This is a genomic window from Hydrogenovibrio sp. SC-1, from assembly GCF_002848135.1.
Lineage (GTDB): Bacteria > Pseudomonadota > Gammaproteobacteria > Thiomicrospirales > Thiomicrospiraceae > Hydrogenovibrio.
This window is the reverse complement of the sequence record NZ_PKGB01000005.1, coordinates 117,903-138,980: the sequence shown is the minus strand read 5'-3', so window position 1 is coordinate 138,980 and position 21,078 is coordinate 117,903. Positions and strand designations below refer to the sequence as shown.

Annotated in this window: 23 protein-coding genes; 16 read left to right on the top strand and 7 right to left on the bottom strand. The window is 45.0% G+C overall.

What is annotated here, in order from left to right:
• The first annotated feature begins 154 nt into the window (after positions 1 to 154).
• The gene (locus CYQ88_RS04505; protein ID WP_101840157.1) at positions 155 to 727 is read left to right on the top strand and encodes a trans-aconitate 2-methyltransferase; all 573 of its coding nucleotides are present in this window, start codon (positions 155 to 157) and stop codon (positions 725 to 727) included.
• Between the two features lie 52 nt (positions 728 to 779).
• On the opposite strand, the gene plsY is transcribed toward CYQ88_RS04505, so the two are convergent.
• Positions 780 to 1,406, bottom strand: a complete 627-nt coding sequence (plsY, locus tag CYQ88_RS04500; protein ID WP_101840156.1) for a glycerol-3-phosphate 1-O-acyltransferase PlsY — start codon at positions 1,404 to 1,406, stop codon at positions 780 to 782.
• Positions 1,407 to 1,497: 91 nt separating this feature from the next.
• Between plsY and folB the strand changes: the two genes are divergently transcribed.
• Positions 1,498 to 1,890: a dihydroneopterin aldolase gene (gene folB, locus CYQ88_RS04495; protein ID WP_101840155.1), complete on the top strand. Its 393-nt coding sequence runs from the start codon at positions 1,498 to 1,500 to the stop codon at positions 1,888 to 1,890.
• 20 nt (positions 1,891 to 1,910) lie between these two features.
• Here the strand turns inward: folB and CYQ88_RS04490 are convergent, their stop codons facing one another.
• Both CYQ88_RS04490 and CYQ88_RS04485 read right to left on the bottom strand, forming a co-directional pair.
• Positions 1,911 to 2,375 carry a FliG C-terminal domain-containing protein gene (locus CYQ88_RS04490; RefSeq protein WP_101840154.1) on the bottom strand — a complete coding sequence of 155 codons (465 nt, stop codon included), beginning with the start codon at positions 2,373 to 2,375 and terminating at the stop codon, positions 1,911 to 1,913.
• A gap of 8 nt (positions 2,376 to 2,383) precedes the next feature.
• A complete protein-coding gene (locus CYQ88_RS04485) occupies positions 2,384 to 2,848 on the bottom strand; it encodes a FliG C-terminal domain-containing protein (RefSeq protein WP_101840153.1) in 465 nt (154 codons plus the stop codon).
• 173 nt (positions 2,849 to 3,021) lie between these two features.
• Here CYQ88_RS04485 and CYQ88_RS04480 point away from each other — a divergent pair, with 173 nt between their 5' ends.
• From CYQ88_RS04480 to CYQ88_RS04470, 3 genes are read left to right on the top strand one after another with little or no spacing between them, the layout of a single operon-like run.
• Positions 3,022 to 4,212: a class I SAM-dependent methyltransferase gene (locus CYQ88_RS04480; RefSeq protein WP_101840152.1), complete on the top strand. Its 1,191-nt coding sequence runs from the start codon at positions 3,022 to 3,024 to the stop codon at positions 4,210 to 4,212.
• Between the two features lie 33 nt (positions 4,213 to 4,245).
• Complete coding sequence (locus CYQ88_RS04475) at positions 4,246 to 5,013, top strand: undecaprenyl-diphosphate phosphatase (protein WP_101840151.1); 768 nt, start codon at positions 4,246 to 4,248, stop codon at positions 5,011 to 5,013.
• Positions 5,014 to 5,029: 16 nt separating this feature from the next.
• On the top strand, positions 5,030 to 6,493 hold the full coding sequence (locus tag CYQ88_RS04470; RefSeq protein WP_101840150.1) for an NAD(P)H-hydrate dehydratase: 1,464 nt from the start codon (positions 5,030 to 5,032) through the stop codon (positions 6,491 to 6,493).
• Between the two features lie 6 nt (positions 6,494 to 6,499).
• On the opposite strand, the gene CYQ88_RS04465 is transcribed toward CYQ88_RS04470, so the two are convergent.
• From CYQ88_RS04465 to CYQ88_RS04455, 3 genes are all read right to left on the bottom strand, one after another.
• The gene (locus CYQ88_RS04465; protein ID WP_101840149.1) at positions 6,500 to 7,621 is read right to left on the bottom strand and encodes a 5-(carboxyamino)imidazole ribonucleotide synthase; all 1,122 of its coding nucleotides are present in this window, start codon (positions 7,619 to 7,621) and stop codon (positions 6,500 to 6,502) included.
• A 73-nt stretch (positions 7,622 to 7,694) separates the two neighbouring features.
• A complete protein-coding gene (purE, locus tag CYQ88_RS04460) occupies positions 7,695 to 8,210 on the bottom strand; it encodes a 5-(carboxyamino)imidazole ribonucleotide mutase (protein ID WP_101840148.1) in 516 nt (171 codons plus the stop codon).
• A gap of 141 nt (positions 8,211 to 8,351) precedes the next feature.
• Positions 8,352 to 10,142: a bifunctional diguanylate cyclase/phosphodiesterase gene (locus CYQ88_RS04455; RefSeq protein ID WP_101840147.1), complete on the bottom strand. Its 1,791-nt coding sequence runs from the start codon at positions 10,140 to 10,142 to the stop codon at positions 8,352 to 8,354.
• Positions 10,143 to 10,524: 382 nt separating this feature from the next.
• Between CYQ88_RS04455 and metK the strand changes: the two genes are divergently transcribed.
• The 11 genes from metK (at position 10,525) to CYQ88_RS04400 (ending at position 20,824) form a co-directional block, all read left to right on the top strand.
• Positions 10,525 to 11,682, top strand: a complete 1,158-nt coding sequence (gene metK, locus CYQ88_RS04450) for a methionine adenosyltransferase (protein WP_101840146.1) — start codon at positions 10,525 to 10,527, stop codon at positions 11,680 to 11,682.
• A gap of 71 nt (positions 11,683 to 11,753) precedes the next feature.
• Complete coding sequence (gene metF / locus CYQ88_RS04445; RefSeq protein ID WP_101840145.1) at positions 11,754 to 12,617, top strand: methylenetetrahydrofolate reductase [NAD(P)H]; 864 nt, start codon at positions 11,754 to 11,756, stop codon at positions 12,615 to 12,617.
• Positions 12,618 to 12,638: 21 nt separating this feature from the next.
• A complete protein-coding gene (locus tag CYQ88_RS04440) occupies positions 12,639 to 13,370 on the top strand; it encodes a 16S rRNA (uracil(1498)-N(3))-methyltransferase (protein WP_101840144.1) in 732 nt (243 codons plus the stop codon).
• Positions 13,371 to 13,452: 82 nt separating this feature from the next.
• Positions 13,453 to 14,742, top strand: coding sequence for a glutamate--cysteine ligase (gshA, locus tag CYQ88_RS04435; protein WP_101840143.1), 1,290 nt, complete (start codon positions 13,453 to 13,455; stop codon positions 14,740 to 14,742).
• A 16-nt stretch (positions 14,743 to 14,758) separates the two neighbouring features.
• On the top strand, positions 14,759 to 15,739 hold the full coding sequence (gene gshB / locus CYQ88_RS04430) for a glutathione synthase (protein WP_101840142.1): 981 nt from the start codon (positions 14,759 to 14,761) through the stop codon (positions 15,737 to 15,739).
• Positions 15,730 to 16,803: an FAD:protein FMN transferase gene (locus tag CYQ88_RS04425; RefSeq protein ID WP_101840141.1), complete on the top strand. Its 1,074-nt coding sequence runs from the start codon at positions 15,730 to 15,732 to the stop codon at positions 16,801 to 16,803. The genes gshB and CYQ88_RS04425 overlap by 10 nt, the downstream gene beginning before the upstream one ends.
• Positions 16,804 to 16,892: 89 nt before the next feature.
• The gene (locus CYQ88_RS04420; protein WP_101840140.1) at positions 16,893 to 17,468 is read left to right on the top strand and encodes a YqgE/AlgH family protein; all 576 of its coding nucleotides are present in this window, start codon (positions 16,893 to 16,895) and stop codon (positions 17,466 to 17,468) included.
• On the top strand, positions 17,461 to 17,883 hold the full coding sequence (gene ruvX, locus CYQ88_RS04415) for a Holliday junction resolvase RuvX (RefSeq protein WP_101840139.1): 423 nt from the start codon (positions 17,461 to 17,463) through the stop codon (positions 17,881 to 17,883). The genes CYQ88_RS04420 and ruvX overlap by 8 nt, the downstream gene beginning before the upstream one ends.
• An 11-nt stretch (positions 17,884 to 17,894) precedes the next feature.
• Entirely contained in the window at positions 17,895 to 18,908 is a 1,014-nt protein-coding gene (locus CYQ88_RS04410) for an aspartate carbamoyltransferase catalytic subunit (protein WP_101840138.1), read from the top strand.
• Positions 18,905 to 20,191, top strand: coding sequence for a dihydroorotase (locus CYQ88_RS04405; RefSeq protein ID WP_101840137.1), 1,287 nt, complete (start codon positions 18,905 to 18,907; stop codon positions 20,189 to 20,191). The genes CYQ88_RS04410 and CYQ88_RS04405 overlap by 4 nt, the downstream gene beginning before the upstream one ends.
• A 6-nt stretch (positions 20,192 to 20,197) precedes the next feature.
• Positions 20,198 to 20,824 carry a hypothetical protein gene (locus CYQ88_RS04400; protein ID WP_101840136.1) on the top strand — a complete coding sequence of 209 codons (627 nt, stop codon included), beginning with the start codon at positions 20,198 to 20,200 and terminating at the stop codon, positions 20,822 to 20,824.
• A 10-nt stretch (positions 20,825 to 20,834) separates the two neighbouring features.
• Here the strand turns inward: CYQ88_RS04400 and CYQ88_RS04395 are convergent, their stop codons facing one another.
• The gene (locus CYQ88_RS04395; RefSeq protein ID WP_101840135.1) at positions 20,835 to 21,059 is read right to left on the bottom strand and encodes a hypothetical protein; all 225 of its coding nucleotides are present in this window, start codon (positions 21,057 to 21,059) and stop codon (positions 20,835 to 20,837) included.
• Positions 21,060 to 21,078 lie beyond the last annotated feature (19 nt).

Below are 21,078 nucleotides of genomic sequence, written 5' to 3'. Positions count from 1 at the left end.
CACAGCTTTCACTACTTTTTAGCTCGAGTCAATTGCGACCCTAAAAATAAGCTAATATCCCAGTGCACTTCACTCAAAAGAATTATATTTTTTTAAGCATAGCCACTCAGATGGCTGCCTCACTATTCTATAGAAATGCGCTTGGGAGAAATACATGGCGTTCTATAGTGATCCATTGAAAGTCGATGAATACGAAAAGATTTGCATTGATTATGATGGCACAAAACTATATGAGGTTCTCGAGAGGCATCTTGCTAAAAATGCGACATTGTTAGAATTAGGGTGTGGTCCAGGCAACGACATTGAGTATTTTCAAAATCAATACAACGTGACAGGGTCTGATTTATCGGAGGAGTTTCTTGCACGATGTCGAAAAAGATTTACTGACATTCCGTTTCAAAAGCTGGATGCAGCTTTAATAGAAACTGATAAAAAATACGATTGCATCTTCTCAAACAAAGTACTGCATCATTTAAATCGAAAGCACCTTGAAAGCTCGTTAAAACGACAGCAGCAAGTCATAAAATCTAATGGCATCTTTGCCCATACATTCTGGCTAGGGAATAAAGAATTTACCATGGAAGGACTGTTGTTCATATTCCATGATAGAGAAGCCCTACTAAATGTGGTTTCTAACTATTTTACCCTGCTCGAAACTTATGACTATAAAGAGTTCGAGGAAGGTGACTCATTATTAATCATCGCGGAGAATAATATACTGACATAAATAAATGAATTCAGCCCGCCCCAGATCAGCTGGACGTGCTGCAGCATGCTAATTATTTTTTGCTAATAAAACTTTCTTCGCCTTTTAAAAGACGCTCGATATTGCTTCTATGACGCCAAAACAGAATAACCGTCATCAAGGAGGTAACTGTGATCCAAGTCATTTCCGCCCCCGTGTCTGATGACGTTTCGGTTAGCAAATAAATATAAAATGGCGCTAACGCGGTTGCCACCAGTGCGGATAAGGATGACACCTTTAATGCCTTAGCGACAAACAACCAGGTTCCGGAAACAGCCAGTCCAATGGGCAAGGATAAGCCGAACATCACACCCAACATGGTTGCCACCCCTTTACCACCTTTGAATCCAAAAAACACCGGATACAAATGCCCTAAAAAACTCGCCAAGCCAATTAAAATAACCCAAAGCGCATCAACCCCGAGTTGATTTGCCAATAACACAGGTAGAAAGCCTTTTAAGAGGTCGCCTAATAAGGTAATGGCTGCGGGCTTACTACCATAAAGACGTTTTACATTGGTGGCACCTGGATTGCCTGAGCCAGCTTGTCGCGGATCAGCCAAGCCCATTAGACGACAGACAATAATCGCTGACGATAGCGACCCTAATAAATAAGCGCCCAATAACACCAAGCCCCATTGCCCCATCAGCATTAAATCCATTGAAACACCTCTTTCGATTATGATTTTGGGTCGCTATTTTAACGGAGTCTGTGATAATATCGAAATCTTTCTACTACGGATTTAAAAAACGATGACGACATCTTCCTGTGACAGGCCTATCTCAGATATTTTGTTTATTCAAGGATTGCGCGTTGACACCATTATTGGCATTTATGATTGGGAAAAACAGGCTGAACAGCCCTTAATTTTTGATATTGAATTAAGCACATCTTTGATCGACTCAGCACAATCTGATGCAATTAACGATACGGTTAACTATAAAACGGTGAGTGATGACATTATCGAGTGGGTGAAAGCCAGTCGGTTCGAACTCATTGAGACCTTGGCTGAGCAACTCTGTCAGCGCCTTTTCGATCACTATCCCAAAGTCAGCGAAATAGCATTAACCCTCAATAAACCGCATGCCGTTATTGCCGCTAACGCCGTTGGCCTAAAAATTCATCGTCGCCGCTCAAGTCAATGAACAACCTAAGCACCCAATAATCAGGCTTGCTCGAATTGGCGGTTTTTTTGCATTTGAGCCGCCTCTTTAATTAAGGGGAGAATTTGTTCCATATACACACAGGCTTGATGTTCGGTAATTTGATCAAAATCTAAATAATCTTGTTGAAATTGTTTCCCATTTTGACGTGATAAATTCCGTATCACCTTATGAAACAGTCGCTCTCCATCAGCAAGACGCACCATCGTGACTAACTGCTCTGGCTTCATTCTAGGTAAAATTGACTGTAATACGACATCGTCTACTACAATCATTTTGGTCGCTAAATTTCGATAAGTTTTGATTTTTCGCTGCAAGCTTTCGGTGTTGCCGCCTGCCGTTTGAGCCAAACGCCCACCAATCAGTTTTTGTAAAGACCCTATGGCATTTTCTGGCAATTCAAAAGTCACGCCATCAAACCCCAACAGCAAATGTCCGTTTTCATCTTTTTTTGCAGTAATCTCCATAAAAACCTCTAAATATAACGCTTATTTTCATCGTAAAATTCAATTTTTCCTTGCGTTTCAAGATTAAACAAGGTCTCTACGATACGTTTGATGGCGTCTTTTGCCACATCCGTATCTGGCATTGCAGATTTTTCAAAATCGGATTTTAATTGTCGCGCCAAAATGCCACCGGCATTTTTGATAATTGCATCATTCAAATCCTGATCATTAGCAACCTGCATTAATTTCAGTAAATCTTGGTTGTCGGATTCTAAAACCAACAATTGAATACCGGCCGCATCCAATTCTTTAATTTTCAATCCCATGACGATGTAACTTTGCAAAATGGAATGGGTTTCACCATGCTCCAGCGCAATTAAATGTTCAAGGGTAATATTGAGCAGTTCTACAGAAAACCGGTCCAGCTTGACCGTAGCAAAGCCGATATGCACTAACCATTCGTTTTCGTGGTTTTTTTTAATCCCTAGTTTCATCGAATTCGTTCCTTAAAACATTTTCTATATCAACTGAAAGCAAAAACACTGCCAACAACTTCACCCTTAACCACTTTCAAGCTGTAATATAATACCCTAAAAATAAAGTCATACCGTTCTCTCAGCTCGAAGAATGTATTGCAACTAACACATCGACCATAATTGAAAAGACTATGAAACCCAAGTTTACCCTTCCGGAACCACCAGAACCTTTAAAGCAACGCAGCGCTGAACTGACACAAAAAATCCGCCAGACCTTAAAGCGCCATGGCCCTTTGCCTTTTCCACGTTTTATGGAGTTGGCTCTCTATACCCCAGGTCTCGGCTACTATACCAGCGGCTTACCCAAAATTGGGGCCGAAGGCGACTTTATTACCGCGCCCGAAATTTCGCCACTGTTTGCACGCTGTTTAGCCCGTCAGGCCAGTCAAATCTTGACTAAACTGGATCAACCCAATGTGATTGAATTCGGCGCAGGGAAAGGGACTTTAGCCAGGGATTTTTTACTGGCACTCGATGAAGCCAATCACCCCTTGGAAACCTACTATATTATCGAGCTCAGTGCCGATTTAAAACAGAAACAGGCTGAAACCCTAGCAACCCTTCCTCAGTCTTTGCAACAAAAAGTCGTTTGGCTGGACCAACTTCCGCAAGCGCCCATGTCAGCAGTCATTATTGCCAACGAGGTGCTGGATGCTATGCCTGTTGAAAAATTGCGCCTGGAAGCAGAACAGACGCTTCGTGGGTTTGTTGAGTATAACGAAGAAGAACACAGATTTGAATGGAGTTATCACACCATCAGCGAAGCAGATTTACAAACCACCTGCAATCAAATTTTAAAACAAATCGGTACTCCGTCTCCGCAAGGTTATGAAACAGAGGTGAATGCCAACATTCATCCCTGGCTACATTCGATTGCCGATTTCCTTCATCAAGGCGCATTATTGCTCATCGACTATGGCTATACCCGACAAGAGTATTATCAGCCAGCCCGCAAAATGGGAACTTTACGCTGTCATTATCAACACCGAGCACATAGTGACCCGTTTTTTTACCCAGGCCTGCAAGACATTACGGCCCATGTCGATTTCACCCAAGTGGCTGAAGCTGGGTTTGATGTGGGTTTTAAGGTAGCTGGATTCACCACCCAAGCACACTTTTTAATGAGCAGTGGCATTTTAGAAATGTCTGCCGAACTGTCTGATCCAGACAATGTTGTCAGTTCGCTGAAACTGGCCCAACAGATTAAAACTCTAACCCTCCCTAATGAAATGGGAGAAACTTTTAAAGTGATTGCACTCACGAAAAATATTGATTTGCCATTAACGGGCTTTCAACTTCGTGATTTGCGTCACCAGCTTTAAACATACTGACCACACAACAAGGAAAATATATTTATGGAATTGTTTCAAGCCGCTATTTTAGGCATTATTGAAGGTTTGACCGAATTTTTACCGATTTCTTCAACAGGCCATTTGATTATTGCCAGCGAGTGGCTAGGCGTTGAAGCCACTCAGCAAAATAAAGCCTTTGAAGTCATTATTCAAGTGGCTGCTATCCTTGCTATTTTTTCACATTATCAAGACAAGTTTTCGAGCAAACACAGCCGACTTTGGGGACATGTATTTATTGCATTCTTACCGATTGCAGCCGTAGGTTTTTTATTACAAGACCATATCAAAGCACTCTTTACCATTGAAACGGTGGCCTGGCTATTTATCATTGGCGGGGTGATATTCTTAATCATGGAAAAACTCTACGTACCTGGTAAACACCGCACAGACGATATGGAAGACCTTTCTATTAAGCAATCCTTTTGGATTGGGATTGCCCAAATGTTTGCCTTGATTCCGGGAACCAGCCGTGCTGGCGCATCGATTATTGGAGGCATGATTGTGGGACTTGATCGTAAAACCTCTGCCGAATTTTCGTTTTTATTGGCACTTCCCGTGTTACTGGCTGCGTCAGGACTGGATCTCGTCAAACACTACCAGGACTTTGCGGATTCAAGCTGGATGCCACTCCTCGTCGGTTTTATGACTGCGTTTATCTTTGCTTGGCTCACCATTAAACTGTTTCTAAAATTCCTAGAAAACTTTACCTTTAATGCGTTTGGTATTTACCGTATCCTATTTGGCATCACCTTACTGATTTGGTTTACCTAAAATTTGAAATCGGCTTATGAAATTTTATAGCGCACAGCAGAGCAAACAACTCGACCATTTAGCACAATCGCAAATCCCAAGTATTTTGCTTATGAAACGCGCTGCTATGTTTGCCTATAAAACCCTCAATCATCTCGCACCAAAAGCCAAGCATCTGCTCGTTATTGCCGGTACCGGCAATAACGGTGGCGATGGTTTGATGTTGGCACAATATGCGATGATTGAAGGATTAGAGGTTGAGATAGTGCTATTGGGTGATGCATCACATATTCGTGGCGATGCATTGAGCGTCTGGCAGGAATGCCAAGCAATGGGTTTAAGCACATCCCCCTTAACAAAAACCGCACTGACAAAAGCCGACATTATTATTGATTCTGTGTTTGGCATTGGTTTAAATAAGCCGGTTACAGGTGAGCTAGCCCAGCAGTTTCAGCAAATCAATGCCGCACAAAAACCCGTTTTAGCGATCGATATCCCCAGCGGCTTGAGTGCTGACACGGGCGCGATATTGGGAACGGCCATCAAAGCCAATAACACCTGTACCTTTATCACCCATAAACCTGGACTGTACACCGCACAAGGGACCGATACCGCTGGCAAAATTTATTTCAGTGACCTGTTTATTTCTCCTGATTTATTTAATGACCAACCTTTTATTGCTCAAAACCACCCATTAAACTACTGGTTAAAAAAACGCCCCCCACTCAAATCGGCAGCACACAAAGGCAGCCAAGGCAGCCTACTGTTAATTGGTGGCAATCGCAATATGATGGGCGCCATTCAGTTAGCCGGCATGGCAGCCCTCAATAGTGGCGCAGGCCTAGTTAAAATTCTAACCAAACTGGAGCATTGTTTAGCCATCACCCAAGCCCAACCGGAACTGATGGTTTATGACGCAGACGCACCACACCAATTAGTCCCCCTGCTTGAATCCATTAAAGCCATTGCCATTGGCCCCGGTTTGGGGCAGGATGAGTGGGCGCAACAACTTTGGCAGCAGATAATTCCGGTGGATATCGCTAAGGTGGTCGATGCAGATGCACTGAACTTGCTAGCAAAATCTCCACAAAAACGCCATGACTGGGTTTTAACACCCCACCCAGGCGAAGCTGCCAGACTGCTAAACACGACTACCCAAACTATCCAGGGCGATCGTGTTCAAGCAATTCATCAGTTACAAGATCAATATGGCGGTGTGATTGTACTCAAAGGTAATGGCACCTTAATCTATGACGGTCAACACATGGAATTGTGTACAGCTGGAAATGCCGGCATGGCGGTTGGTGGTATGGGGGATGTCTTAACGGGCGCACTTGCCAGCTTTATTGGTCAAGGACTGAATTTATTTGATGCCGCCTGTTTAGCGGTGAGTTGCCATGCCCATAGTGGTGACCTGCTCGCCAATCAAAAAAGCCAAGCAGGCATTTTACCAACGGATGTGATTGAAACCCTAAGCCAATTATTAAAATATGGCGACTAAAAGTGTCTAAGCGTCTGCAACCGGTAAAAAGGCTTTTAATGCATTCATGAGAGAAAAGAGCTCCGTTTCATCACTCGCCAAAACGGTAATATGTCCTAACTTACGACCCGCTCTTTCCGCTTTATCATACAAATGCAAATGCGCATGCGGCATGGTTAAAACCTGATCCACCGGCCCAGTTTCTCCAATAATATTCACCATGGCGGCCAGCGGTTGACGCGGCGTGGTATCGCCCAAAGGCAACCCACTGATCGCACGCACATGGTTCTCGAACTGACTAGTGTGTGCTCCTTCTATCGTCCAGTGTCCTGAATTATGAACACGGGGTGCCATTTCATTGGCAACCAGACCATCAAGGGTTTCAAACAGCTCCAGCGTCAAAACCCCAACATGATCTAGCTCATCGAGCAGTGCCTTCATATAAGCTTCGGCTTGGGTTTGAATTTCGTCAGATATTTGACGCGCTGGCGCGATTGTATAACGTAGGATGCCATCTTCATGGACATTTTGCACCAGCGGGTAATAAACATGTTCGTTTTGTGCATTGCGTACAGCAACAATTGACAACTCACGGCTGAATTCAATAAAACCTTCTAAAATCAGTTCTCGGCCACCAATTTCCTGCCAGGCCTGGGCAATTTGACTTGTTTCCTTGAGTAAAAACTGGCCCTTGCCATCATAGCCTTCCGTGGTGGTTTTCAATACAGCCGGCAACCCTAATTCTTCCACGGCTTGAGTTAGCGACTCGATAGAATCGACAACCTGATAGGGAGCACAAGGAATCGATAGCTGGTCGAATAACGCCTTTTCACGCCCACGATGTTGCGCATGAAATAACGATTTCTCTGCTGGGTAAACCGGTGTGGTTTTCGCCATTTCGCGCACCCATGCCACTGAGGTATTTTCACTTTCATAGGTAATGACATCGGCGAAACCTTCCAACGCCTTGACAGCATTCTGGTCATCCGCTGTTTCCGCCAAAATTAATTGTCCGAGCGTAGCCGCTGGCTCCTCTGCGGATTGAGCTAAAAAGGCGAACTGTTGTCCCAATGGGTAGCCTGAAATGGCCAGCATACGACCTAACTGTCCTGCTCCCAAGACTCCAATTTTTTTGGTAATGGGTGTCATAAAGTATTCCATTCAAAAGTTGTTCATTAAGACCGAATCAATCGCAGCCAATTATACCACCAACCACTTGCCATTAAGCTCTTGGGTCGCCTTGCGCTAGAACGGCTTGTGTTTGCTGTTGTCTAAAGGCTTGCAATGCCGACTTAACGTCAGGAACATGATTGGCAACAATTTGTGCAGCTAAAATACCGGCGTTTTTCGCCCCAGCTTCGCCGATAGCCAGAGTCCCCACCGGAATACCGCCTGGCATTTGTACAATTGATAACAAAGAATCTTTTCCACTGAGCGCGCGTGACTGGATCGGCACGCCCAACACCGGTACCAAGGTTTTAGCTGCAACCATACCGGGTAAATGCGCCGCGCCGCCTGCCCCAGCAATAATCACTTGCAATCCGCGTGATTCCGCTGTTTCGGCATATTCAAACATTAAATCGGGTGTGCGGTGCGCGGAAACCACCCGAACTTCATGCGGAACACCGAATTGTTCAAGCATTTCCACTGCCTTTTCCATGGTCGGCCAGTCGGATGTTGAACCCATAATTACGCCTACCAAAGGCGCCGTTGCTGTTAGCGTATTTACAGAAGCCATTATCTGTACCTGTTTTGAAAAAAGCCGTTAATTTTACAGAACTTCTAAACTTTTGCAAGCAAATCAAATAGATCGCGAAAAAAGGACGTCCCCAGAGAGTTTAACCCGCTTCAGCCCCATTAATCAGAAAATCATAACACCTTATTGTACGGGGGGAATCTTACGCGAATCAACCAAATAGTAAGTATTCCCCCCTTGGTGCTTTGCCCCTTTTTTCGCCTTAGTGGCCAAAGAGGCCAACTTCTGTGTATGCTCAAAGAGACGCGTATCCACTAGTAACACACCTAATGATAACGTCATCATCGGAAAAAACTGGGATTCACCATCTCGACCCTTGGCATCAATCCCCCCTTTCTCACGGTCCTGCTGCGTGTAAAATGGCGCTCTGGCCGTTTGAAACTTTTCTAAGATGGTTTCACAAATGGATTGATAATCCAAGCTTTCTAAAATCAGCACGAAGTCATCGCCACCAATATGACCAATAAACCCAGGCGACCCATTCACTGTCGACTTCAACACCTGAGCAATGGCACTTATAACTTGATCCCCTTGCTCAAAGCTATAGTGATCGTTATAAGCCTTAAAATGATCCACATCCACGTAAATAACGGTAAACGCTTGCTTCCGGTCTAAATACATTTGCAGAGTCTGTTGAATCGGCACATTCCCCGGCAACCCAGAGAGTGGATTAGCATATTGAGCACTACGAACTTTCAAGTCAGTCATCATTTCTAGCAGTGCCATAAAAGAACCACAACCTTGATAAAGACCATCTTTGATGACGATAAACGCTCCCTTATCATAAGAAGTATCACGGGTGATCTCTCGACTCGCTTCAACTAGCGAAGTGCCCGCCTCAAAAATAAAGGGGGTTCGATCCATCACTTTATTGATTTGTTTTCGATGATGTAGCTCACGTCCGAACTGACTGGCCAGTAAATCCATTAATTCACGACGCCAAACCATCCCTAACACCTGTCCCTTCTCAACAATAGGAATACAGGTTCGCTTTGGGTGTTGTAAAAAAACTTCCGCTATCTCTTTAACGCGAGTATTGAGTGGCATTGAAAAAACAGGGTCACATAAACTGGCAATGGTTTCCTCTTCATTGACGGCAACTTGCAAGGTTTCCTGCCATTGATAATCTAAAACGCCATCAATGACCGGAGCAGGACGTTTTAACAAATACCCTTGAACATAATCCACGCCCAGTTTTTCTAAGATGCGTAATTCTGATTCAGTCTCAACCCCCTCTGCAATCACTTTGGTTCCCAAACTCTTTGCAAGGGTTAAGATGGTTTGCATAAAGCGGTATTTATCAGCTTGTTTATCAATTTCGGTAATAAAGTGTTTATCGATTTTGACATAATCCGGCTTCACTTCCGACCAAAGCTTTAAGCCATTATAGCCAGACCCCAGGTCATCAATAGCAACCTTGAATCCCATTTTTCGGTAATATTGAATGGCTTGTAGAAACTGTGCACTATCCTCAACGGGCTGTAATTCGGTAATTTCAATCACCACCTGTTGCGGATCAACATCAAACTCATTCAAACAAGCCATTGTCAATCCAGATGGATGTTCCTGGCTTAGGATTGAACTCACTGAGACATTCAAAAACAAGTGCGTCGCCATATTACGTTCCGGCATCGCTTGTTTAAAACTCTTAATCGCGACACGTCTTGCCATTAAATCCATGGGTAACAAGCACCCTTGTTCACTGGCAAAATTAAACAAATTCATTGGCGAAAACAACGGCGAATTCAAAGGTCCTCGCGTCAAAGCTTCAACAGCAAAGACCTGCTTGCTTTTCAAACTAACAATTGGCTGAAACAACGTCTGAATCGATTCCTCTACAAAAATCTCTTTTAATTCAGATCCCAAAGGCGATTGCTTTAAATGCGCCACCTGCACATCAGATAGGTAATTCATTGTCAAAAAATACTCCGACGTAATCTCACTAGCGCGACCTAACCTAGATAGGCCCTTAAATTGACAGGCATCACCTAGTAAAATTAACCATAAGACAAAAGAGGTTTGATTCTAGCGAATGCACATTGAGCTGCTATGACAAATACATGACCGCTAGATGACAACCAACAAAGCTAACAAATCCTTTTTGAAAAAAACTTGCATCATCCGCTATTTTTCTTCACAATAACCATTATGCGCCGATTTGATTCTACAGCTTGCGGGCGCTTTAAAAATACGGCTAAAGCGAGGAAGTCATATAAACCTCCCTCCAAAAGCCGTTCCAAGAAACTTTTACATTCAAGCCCACTGTGTTTGAATATTAACTTGAGGAACACTCTAAATGACAACCACTGTATTTACCTCCGAATCCGTTTCAGAAGGCCATCCAGACAAGATCGCCGATCAAATTTCCGATGCGATGTTAGACGCCATCCTAAAACAAGATCCCAGAGCCCGAGTGGCTTGCGAAACCTTTGTCAAAACCGGAATGGTCATTTTAGGTGGTGAAATCACCACCGACGCATGGGTGGATCAAGAGGAATTGGTCCGTAAAGTGGTCACCGACATTGGTTACGACCATGGTGACTTGGGCTTTGATGGCGCCACCTGCGCGGTGCTGAGTTCTATCGGTAAACAATCGCCTGAAATCGCTCAAGGCGTTGATGAGACCGACAATCACGAACAAGGGGCCGGAGATCAGGGGTTAATGTTTGGTTATGCCTCTAATGAAACCTCAGTGCTAATGCCGGCACCGATTTTCTATGCCCATCGACTCATGGAAAAGCAAGCCGAATTGCGTCATTCAAAAGCATTGGACTGGCTAAGACCCGATGCCAAAAGCCAAGTGACCTTGCGCTACGAAAATGGCAAACCCGTTGCGATTGATGCAGTGGTCATCTCGACCCAACACAATCCGGATGTTAATAACAAGACGCTTCACGAAGCGGTGATGGAAGAAATCATTAAACCCATTTTACCAACCGAGTGGCTGCATTCTGGTACCCAGTATCACATCAATCCCACTGGAAAATTTGTCATTGGTGGCCCCGTGGGCGATGCGGGTTTGACAGGTCGTAAGATTATTGTCGATACCTATGGCGGCATGGCAAGACATGGTGGCGGCGCCTTTTCTGGGAAAGACCCGTCTAAAGTGGATCGCTCTGCGGCTTATGCCGGACGCTATGTTGCAAAAAACATCGTTGCTGCCGGTTTAGCTGACAAGTGTGAAATCCAGGTTTCTTATGCGATTGGCGTGGCGGAACCAACATCCATTAGCCTAGAAACTTTCGGCACAGAAAAGGTTGCTTTAAGCACCATTGAAGCCTTAGTCCGTGAACATTTTGACTTACGTCCGAAAGGCTTAATTGCCATGCTTGATTTGGTTCGCCCTATTTATCAGGCAACCGCGGCTTACGGTCACTTTGGTCGTGAAATCCCTGACTTTACTTGGGAAAAAACAGACAAAGCGGCACAACTTAGACTTGACGCCGGTTTATAATCCTTTCTCAACCACCTAAAAACACCCAGGCCTGGGTGTTTTTACCGCCGAGCCAAACAAAAGGAAGTAGCATGCATTCGCAACAAAAATACCCTCAACACTTGAGTTTAGAATTTTTCCCGCCTCGCACCGACGCAGGTATGGAAAAACTGAAAACGGTTATTGAATCGCTAAAGGTTATTGACCCACAATATATGTCTGTTACCTATGGCGCGGGTGGCACAACCCAAGCGCGAACCCTAGAAACGGTAGACTATATTCAAACTCAAACAGAATTTGATGCCGCTCCGCACTTAACCTGTATCGGCGCCACGGCAGAGAGTGTCAGAGACCTTTTGGACACTTATACACAAATGGGCATTAAGCGGATTGTTGCACTAAGAGGCGATTTGCCTTCTGGCATGATGGATCCTGGTGAATTTAAATATGCCAGCGACCTGATCGCCTTTATCCGTCAAGAACGAGGCGATCAATTTCATCTAGAAGTCGCCGCTTATCCCGAAACCCATCCGCAGGCACGTAACTGTGACATTGGTATCAAATGGTTTAAGCACAAAATTGCACAAGGTGCCGATTCGGCGATTACCCAATATTTTTACAATGTCGACAGTTACCTCTACTTTATTGATAACTGTGAACGTTCAGGCATTGATTTACCGATTGTGCCTGGGATTATGCCGATTACCAATTATGAAAACCTCATTCGTTTCTCAGAAGGCTGTGGCGCTGAAGTGCCACGTTGGTTAAAGTGCCGTTTAGAGAGCTATGAGAATGACACTGCCAGCTTACAAGCATTTGGGCAGGACGTGGTCACGGATTTATGCCAACGCTTACTGGATGCGGGTGCGCCAGGACTGCACTTTTATAGTATGAACCAAGCTGAACCAACCACCCATATTGTGCAGGCACTAACCTTTAAATCGCCCTCTGAATAGCTTTTGCGAGCACTTTGAATTATGCGAATCCCCCGCTTCTATTTGCCGACTCCCTACCAACCGGGAGCAAAGGTGAGCTTAGAGAAAGCACAAGTACACTATGCGCTCAATGTGCTACGGCTTAAACATAACCGTCCGGTTGAGCTATTTGACGGACAAGGTGTGCAAGCACAAGCACAGTTACAGATTATTGATCGCCGCCATGCTGAAGTCGAAATTATTGCAATTGACACCATCAACCGCGAATCACCGCTTCACACGGTGTTATTACAAGGTATCTCCAAGGGCGACCGCATGGACTTTACCATTCAAAAAGCTACTGAATTGGGCATCACCACCATTCAGCCGCTATTTACCGAACACTGTGATGTCAAGCTGAGTGCAGATAAGCAGCTTAAACGTCAACAACAATGGCAAGACATAGCCATTTCAGCTTGTGAGCAAAGTAACCGTAACCACCTACCTACCATTTTGCCACCCATACCCTTTACCGACTGGCTCACCTCAGCTGAACACACACAGGGGCTGGTATTAGAGCCAAGCGCAGCCCTCAGCCTTAAACAGCTCCCTCCTCCCACGAATGACCCGCTTGCCATTTTAATTGGCCCTGAGGGCGGACTAAGTGAAGAAGAAGTGGCTTTAGCGTGTCAAAAAGGCTTGCAACCCCTACGGTTAGGTCCACGAATCCTCCGCACAGAAACCGCAGGACTGGTCATTTTATCGGCCCTACAAACCCTGTGGGGTGACTTTTAAACTTTGTTCAAATCAACACTTCTGTATAATATTGACATCGATTGATTAACCCCCATTATCATTTCAACTTTTGAGAAAAAATATGCCCTCTACGCATCAAGTGCCACATTTACAAACTGCACTCACTGGCCCGCTACTTGAATTGGAACAACACCTGTTAAATCATCAAGCGGAAATTGAAGGCTGGTTCAGAAAACAATTCAAACAAACGCCTGCTCCATTTTATGCGTCAGTAGACCTGCGCAATGCAGGCTATAAACTGGCACCGGTGGATACTAATTTATTTCCAGCTGGCTTTAATAACCTGCACTCTGATTTACGCCCTCTGGCGATTCAGGCTGCGCAAAATGCCATTACACAGGCTTGCCCAATTGCCGATGGCGTATTACTGATTCCTGAAAATCATACGCGTAACCAGTTTTATTTAGAAAACTTAGCCATATTACAAGAAATCATTACTTCTGCTGGTTATGAAGTCCATATTGGCAGCTTAAATCCAGACTTAACTGAAACCACCCATTTAACCCTACCATCCGGCAAGACCATCACCCAACATCCGCTTAAACGCCAAGGAGCACGGGTGGGTGTCAATGATTTTTTCCCTTGTGCAGTACTGCTGAATAATGATTTATCCAGTGGTCGTCCTGAGATTTTAGAAGAAATTGAACAAACGCTTCTGCCGCCATTAGATTTGGGCTGGGCAACTCGCTTCAAGACGGAACACTTTAATTTTTACACCGATGTTACCAATGAATTTTCGCAAATGATTCAGATCGATCCTTGGTTAATTAACCCTTTATCTGAGCAATGCGGACCCATTAATTTTAAAGACAGAACTGGCATTGACCAGTTAGCCGAAACCGTAAACCAGGTGTTACAGAAAACACAACACTACTATGAACAACATGACATTGACTGCAAACCGTTTGTCATTGTCAAATCAGACAGTGGCACCTATGGCATGGCCATTATGTCGGTCAAAACCGCGGATGATGTTTTGCAATTAAACCGCAAACAACGCAATAAAATGTCTTCCGCCAAGGAAGGACTCGTGGCCGAACAGATGTTGGTTCAAGAAGGGGTTTATACGCATGAAACTATTGATGATGCAGTGGCCGAACCAGTCGTTTATATGATGCACAACCAAGTCATTGGTGGATTTTACCGAGTCCATACCGGGAAAGAGGCGACTGACAATCTCAATTCTCCCGGCATGCATTTCGAACCTTTGTCATTTGAAAATGCCTGTGTGATGCCAGATCAAAATCAATCCCCCGATGCTGGTCCGAATCGCTTTTATGCTTATGGCGTGGTTGCGCGCTTGGCTCTACTTGCCGCAGCACGTGAAATTGCTGCAGCTCAATCCGTCTAAAAAATAAGGACTGTCTATGCAACTGCTTAAAATCGGAATGGTCATGGATCCGATTGATAAAATCAAGCCATACAAAGATAGCTCTTTCGCCATGCTCTTGGAGGCGCAACGCCGAGGGCATCAGCTTTACTATATGCAACCTGAAGATCTGTTTTTAGACAATGCCCAACCTTATGCTTCAGTCAGTGAACTCAAAGTCTGGGATAGAGCGCACGACGATCACACAAGTCAGTATTACGGTTTTGGCGCGACATCAACATGTGATTTAAGTACGTTGGATATCATATTTATTCGACAAGACCCACCGTTTGATGCCGACTATCTTTATAGCACTCATCTATTAGAATTGGCAGAAGCACAAGGCACGTTGGTGGTAAACAAACCCCAGTCCTTAAGAGATTGTAATGAAAAGCTGTTTGCCAGCTGGTTTCCGCATTGTATCCCCCCCACCCTTGTCGCTGCAAATAGTGAACGGATTAAACACTTTATCACCACTCATCAAGATACTATTTTAAAGCCCCTGGATGCGATGGGCGGCGCTTCCATTTTTCGAGTTCGTGAAAACGACCCGAATATTAATGTCATACTTGAAACCATGACTGATCACGGGCAGCATGCGATTATGGCACAACGCTATTTACCGGAAATCGCGCAAGGGGATAAACGCATTTTACTCATCAATGGAACCCCCGTTGATTATGCTTTAGCCCGCATTCCGGCTGAAGGAGAAACTCGTGGCAATATTGCCGCAGGTGGTCGCGGTGTCGGCCAACCGCTAACAGATCGAGATCGTTGGCTGTGTGAACAGGTCGCCCCTACTCTGCGCCAAAAAGGTTTACATTTTGTAGGCTTAGATGTGATTGGCGACTATATCACCGAGATTAATGTGACCAGCCCAACCTGCATTCGGGAGCTGGATGCTCAGTTTGACCTCAATATTGCAGGGCAGTTATTTAATCATTTGGAATCCACACTCAATCGGAAACCATGCGAATAAAGTCTTTTTTTAGCGTTCAAAACAACCAGGCCTGGTCATTTTTACTGTGTTTTTATACCCTTGCCGCACTTATCGGTTGCTCAGAGCCTAAGCCTTTGCCCCCTGTTCAGCAAAGCTTTTATGTGTTTGGCACTCAGGTGAATATCGAAATTGTTGATACGCCAAAGCCCCTTGCGCAACAAGCGATTATCGACATTGAACAACGCTTCCATCAATTTAATCGCGACTGGCACGCTTGGGAAAAAGGCGGTATTCTAAGCAAAATCAATCAAGCGATCGCCCAACAAACCCCAATTGAAGTCCCAAGTGGCGTTAAAGAATTCATTATCAAGTCTCAGCAATTGGCGGCTCAGTCAGATTATTTATTTGACCCCGGCATCGGCCAACTCATCGATCTTTGGGGCTTCCACTCTGAGGACTGGCAAGGCCCTCCACCGTCCAAAGCCCAAATAGCCGCTTGGTTAAAAAACCGCCCTTCCATTATAGCGATTCACTTTGAAGGCAACCAACTCATCAGTAACAATCGCGATGTGCAATTAGATTTTGGCGGCAATGCCAAAGGCTTGGCGTTAGATATTGCCATTAACACCCTGAAGCAGTCCGGGATTCGCAATGCGATTGTCAATATCGGGGGGGACATGCGCATTATTGGCCAAAAGCGTCCCAGTCATGCGGTGAGCCAAGACAACACGGAAGCTTGGCATATTGGCATTCAATCCCCAGCGAACCCAAATAAACCGATTGCTTGGCTGGAAATTTCTGGGGATGAAAGCATTGTTACGTCTGGCAGCTACCAACGCTTTTTTGAGTGGCAAGGCAAGCGCTATAGTCATATTATCAACCCCAATACCGGTACCCCTGCAGATGCTTTTTTATCGGTGACGGTGATTCATCGCGATGCGACCACTGCAGATGCGGCGGCAACTGCTTTAATGATTGCGGGTCCAGACAACTGGCAAGCCATTGCCAAACGCATGGGCATTACCCAAGCCATCCTTATTGATCAAGCCAATCAATTTTACATCACCCCTGCCATGAGCGAGCGCCTTCACTTTATTGAATAGACTGAATCAAGCGACCATTTCAGGATTGTTGTGGTTGTGTTAACAATTGTTTAACTGAATGTGAAAGCAAGCTGATATAATTCCAAGCTATGGAAAACTTAACGTCACTCGAACATCATTTCTTAATCGCGATGCCCAATCTGGCGGACAGCTGGTTTGAAAAGACGCTGGTGTATGTCGTTGAAGATAATCAACACGGCACCATGGGATTAGTGGTGAACTTGCCACATAAATTTAACCTCACCCAATTACTTGAGCACTTTCAACTCCCGACTGAACAGTTAGAAGCCAATGAAACGCTATCAGAACAAGTCATTATGATGGGAGGGCCTGTGGATATGGAACATGGCTTTATTTTGCACCAACCCCCAGGCGATTGGCAAAAGAGTGTCTCTTTAGCTGACAATTTGGCGATGACGGTTTCCGAAGACTTTTTAAAATCTATTTCTGAGGGGAAACTGCCTGAAAAGATGTTAGTTTGTTTAGGTTTTGCAGGTTGGGAAAAAGGCCAATTAAATGAAGAAATTCAACAAAACAACTGGCTAACGATTCCATATAACGAAAGCCTGTTGTTTGATATTGACCCTGACCAAAAATGGCAGGTGGCATTGAACACCTTGGGCATTTTGCCTGAATCCTTAAGTATGGAAGCTGGACATGGCTAAACAGCCGCAATCCGCTGCAGGCGTCTCAGGCGTTTTATTAGGATTTGATTTTGGTCTTAAACGTATTGGCGTTGCCGTTGGTCAAACCATTAGCCGTACAGCATCACCCGAAGCGATTGTTGCTAGCCGAGATGGTCAACCAGACTGGCAACATATCAGCCGGATATTTGAAGCCTGGCAACCCACTGCGATTGTAGTTGGGTTGCCCATGCGGCTCAACGGCGAACCTCAGGCTCTCACCCAACCCGCACGTAAATTTGGACAACGCCTGAGCGGACGCTACCAAACGCCGGTCTTCTTTATCGAAGAACAACTCAGTTCGATTGAAGCAGAACAGCGAAAAACATCATCCGACCAACCCATAGATGACCATGCGGCCCAAATTATTTTAGAAAATTGGCTCAACGCGCTCTAAAAGGAATCATCATGAGACTGACAACTCCGAATCTACAACTCAATACCCAGGGCAAATTGCGTCATTTTTTGACCCTAGAAGGCTTAAAACACCATCATCTCACAGAAATTCTGGACGTCGCCAACACCTTTATTGACTCTGAAACCAAGCAGATTAGCAAAGTGCCAAACCTGCATGGTAAAGCCATTATGAATCTGTTTTTTGAGCCAAGTACACGCACACTGACCACTTTTGAAATTGCTGAAAAACGATTATCGGCCGATGTGGTCAATTTAAACATCGCCACCTCTTCCACCAAAAAGGGTGAGACCTTACTCGATACCCTTTGGAACCTACAAGCCATGATGGCCGATGTATTTGTGGTACGACACAGTGAAAGCGGCGCGGCACACTTTATTGCCAAACACGTTGCTCCGCATGTGCATGTTATTAATGCGGGGGATGGACAGCATGCACATCCAACACAAGCTATGCTCGATATGTTTACCATTCGCAAACACAAAGGCGATATTTTTGACCTTAAGGTCGCCATTATCGGCGATATTCAACACTCACGCGTGGTGCGCTCACAGATTCAAGCTCTCAGTATTTTAGAGGCACGAGAAATTCGAGTGATCGGTCCAAGAACACTCATGCCATCGCATCCAGAAGCCTTAGGCGTTCACGTCTATGAAAACATTGAGGAAGGCCTGGATGGCGTTGACGTCATTATTAATGTTCGCTTGCAAAATGAGCGCATGAAAAGCGCCCTACTTCCCAGTGAAAAAGAGTTTTTTAATCTCTATGGTCTAACCAAAGAACGTCTGAACTATGCCAAGCCAGATGCCATTGTTATGCACCCTGGCCCGGTGAACCGCGGCGTGGAAATTGATTCAGAAGTTGCTGATGGCGAACAATCCGTGATTCTAGAGCAAGTCACCTACGGTATTGCAGTACGAATGGCAGTGATGAGCATTATTATTGATAATGCTAAACAGTTACAAGAGACCAACTTAGCCGCATCTTGTCTGGAGGAATCGAAATGAGACTGGCCATTGAACAGGTTCGCATTATTGACCCAAGCCAAAACTTAGATAAAATCACCAACCTCTATATTGCGAGAGGTCGCATTTTTGCGATTAGTGATACGACGCCAGATGGCTTTAATGCCTCACAAACCATTGATGGTCAAGGCAAATGGTTATTACCGGGTCTGATTGATTTACAAGCACGCTTAGGCGAACCGGGCAGCCATTATGAAGGCAATATCGCCTCAGAAACCAAAGCCGCAGTGTCCGGTGGCATTACCACTATTTGTTGCCCGCCCGACACCCGACCAGTCAATGACAACCAGGCGGTTACGGAATTAATACAACGTCGAGCACGTCAGGCGGCGACGGCTTTTGTACTGCCTATTGGTGCGATTAGTCAAAACCTTGAAGGCAAAATGCTGAGTAATATGGCGGCACTCAAAAATGCAGGATGCATTGCGCTCAGCCAAGCCAACCAGCCGATTCAAAACCCACTGACTTTAAAAAATGCCATGCAGTATGCTGCCAGCAACGATTTATTATTAATGTTACGCTGTGAAGATACGACGCTAAAAAATAACGGTGTCGCCCATAGCGGTGTCATCAGTAGTCGTTTAGGTTTGGCAGAGATCACCGCTTCAGCAGAGACGGTTGCCTTGGCCAGAGACCTCATCTTGGCAGAAGAAACAGGGGTACGTGTTCACTTTTCACAGATTTCCACAGCCAAATCAGTCGAGATGATTGCCGATGCCAAAAAACGCGGTTTGCCGGTAACGTGCGATGTGGCTATTCATCAGTTGCACTTGACTGAATACGACACCTTGGATTTTGACTCACTGTTTCATGTGTCCCCACCACTTCGCCGTCATGAAGATAAAGATGCTTTACGTATGGGCGTTAAGATGGGCATTATCGATGCCATTGTCAGTGACCACACCCCGTTAGATCGGGATGTAAAGCTGTTACCTTTTGGTGAAAGCCAGCCCGGTATCAGTGGCTTAGAAACGCTACTGCCTTTAACCCTAAAATTGGTTGAAGAAGGTGTCTTCGATTTAAGCAAAGCCATTCGTGCACTCACGGAAGGTCCTGCCAAAATACTCGGCATTCAGAATGGCAGTCTAACCTCAGGCTTATTTGCTGACTTCAGTCTTTTTGAACCGGAAGCTTATTGGACGCTTTCCAGAAAAGAAATGGTGAGTCATGGCGATAACTCACCATTTGATGGTTGGGAATTTAACGGCCAAATTGAACTGACCTATTTCCAGGGACGGCCTGTCTATCGCAATAACCCAATTTAGGCCCTTATGATCGATTTCCAACTGGACTTTGAGCAACAGACAGAACAGCCTAATGGATTTTGGCTAAGTCACTGGCAATTACACCGAGATGAAAGCCATCTTGATTCAACCGTTGCTTTGCCATTAAATGCCGTTTTTGAATGGAATCAAACCCGATTTCAACTCATGTCACAACAAGGCAATCGCCTTCAGTTTCTCGCAAAAGCGCCCATCTCGCTGCCGGCGGATACCCCGTTTGTTTTCGTTAAAAACCACCAGGCCTGGTGGTTTTTAGAGGAGTTTTCTGCTCCTTTCAATACTGAAGCACCCTTACTGATAACTGCGTCAAATCATGCCATCGCCACTGCGTTATACCTCAGTCAACAGTTAAAAAGTACCTTTCAAATTCAAGTACTACTTCACAGTGATGCGGATTTCCCATTTATCGTCAAACCCGCACACTTTATTTGGCCAGGTGCGCCAGCTGAAGCAATCGGTGCGGCCACCTTATTGGAAGACTGGCAAATTCCCAACCGGTTATGCCACACCCCTTTTCGGCCCGGCTGTTATGAAGGATCACTTGAAGGATTTTTGACCGAGTGGCAACCCGAACCAAATTATCAAATTATCCATTGCAATAGTTTTTTGTATTAGCCGTCTATCGCTAATCCACTTCATTGGCTTGATGTCGAAGTGCGCTGGCCATTTCTTCCAAAGACTTTGCCGCTTTATGTGATACCTCAGAATAGACCACCCCCAAAGCCGCGGTGATGAGAATTTCCAGCTCATCAAAGTGTTCTTGAGTAATGCCTTCTACTTGTTCTTTCGATAACATTCTTTCGAAGCGGGATACCACCTCTTTTGCGTGTTGTTGATAATGCATGGTCATGGCTTTATTCCTTAACTAT

Coding starts and splice junctions, on each gene's coding strand:
- CYQ88_RS04465 (WP_101840149.1), bottom strand. CDS start 7,621: ATGACACCCATTACCAAAAAAATTGGAGTCTTGGGAGCAGGACAGTTA.
- purE (WP_101840148.1), bottom strand. CDS start 8,210: ATGGCTTCTGTAAATACGCTAACAGCAACGGCGCCTTTGGTAGGCGTA.
- CYQ88_RS04405 (WP_101840137.1), top strand. CDS start 18,905: ATGAGACTGGCCATTGAACAGGTTCGCATTATTGACCCAAGCCAAAAC.
- CYQ88_RS04480 (WP_101840152.1), top strand. CDS start 3,022: ATGAAACCCAAGTTTACCCTTCCGGAACCACCAGAACCTTTAAAGCAA.
- CYQ88_RS04455 (WP_101840147.1), bottom strand. CDS start 10,142: ATGAATTACCTATCTGATGTGCAGGTGGCGCATTTAAAGCAATCGCCT.
- CYQ88_RS04410 (WP_101840138.1), top strand. CDS start 17,895: ATGAGACTGACAACTCCGAATCTACAACTCAATACCCAGGGCAAATTG.
- plsY (WP_101840156.1), bottom strand. CDS start 1,406: ATGGATTTAATGCTGATGGGGCAATGGGGCTTGGTGTTATTGGGCGCT.
- CYQ88_RS04475 (WP_101840151.1), top strand. CDS start 4,246: ATGGAATTGTTTCAAGCCGCTATTTTAGGCATTATTGAAGGTTTGACC.
- CYQ88_RS04440 (WP_101840144.1), top strand. CDS start 12,639: ATGCGAATCCCCCGCTTCTATTTGCCGACTCCCTACCAACCGGGAGCA.
- CYQ88_RS04485 (WP_101840153.1), bottom strand. CDS start 2,848: ATGAAACTAGGGATTAAAAAAAACCACGAAAACGAATGGTTAGTGCAT.
- CYQ88_RS04395 (WP_101840135.1), bottom strand. CDS start 21,059: ATGACCATGCATTATCAACAACACGCAAAAGAGGTGGTATCCCGCTTC.
- CYQ88_RS04490 (WP_101840154.1), bottom strand. CDS start 2,375: ATGGAGATTACTGCAAAAAAAGATGAAAACGGACATTTGCTGTTGGGG.
- CYQ88_RS04470 (WP_101840150.1), top strand. CDS start 5,030: ATGAAATTTTATAGCGCACAGCAGAGCAAACAACTCGACCATTTAGCA.
- CYQ88_RS04425 (WP_101840141.1), top strand. CDS start 15,730: ATGCGAATAAAGTCTTTTTTTAGCGTTCAAAACAACCAGGCCTGGTCA.
- folB (WP_101840155.1), top strand. CDS start 1,498: ATGACGACATCTTCCTGTGACAGGCCTATCTCAGATATTTTGTTTATT.
- CYQ88_RS04420 (WP_101840140.1), top strand. CDS start 16,893: ATGGAAAACTTAACGTCACTCGAACATCATTTCTTAATCGCGATGCCC.
- CYQ88_RS04400 (WP_101840136.1), top strand. CDS start 20,198: ATGATCGATTTCCAACTGGACTTTGAGCAACAGACAGAACAGCCTAAT.
- gshA (WP_101840143.1), top strand. CDS start 13,453: ATGCCCTCTACGCATCAAGTGCCACATTTACAAACTGCACTCACTGGC.
- metF (WP_101840145.1), top strand. CDS start 11,754: ATGCATTCGCAACAAAAATACCCTCAACACTTGAGTTTAGAATTTTTC.
- CYQ88_RS04505 (WP_101840157.1), top strand. CDS start 155: ATGGCGTTCTATAGTGATCCATTGAAAGTCGATGAATACGAAAAGATT.
- gshB (WP_101840142.1), top strand. CDS start 14,759: ATGCAACTGCTTAAAATCGGAATGGTCATGGATCCGATTGATAAAATC.
- ruvX (WP_101840139.1), top strand. CDS start 17,461: ATGGCTAAACAGCCGCAATCCGCTGCAGGCGTCTCAGGCGTTTTATTA.
- metK (WP_101840146.1), top strand. CDS start 10,525: ATGACAACCACTGTATTTACCTCCGAATCCGTTTCAGAAGGCCATCCA.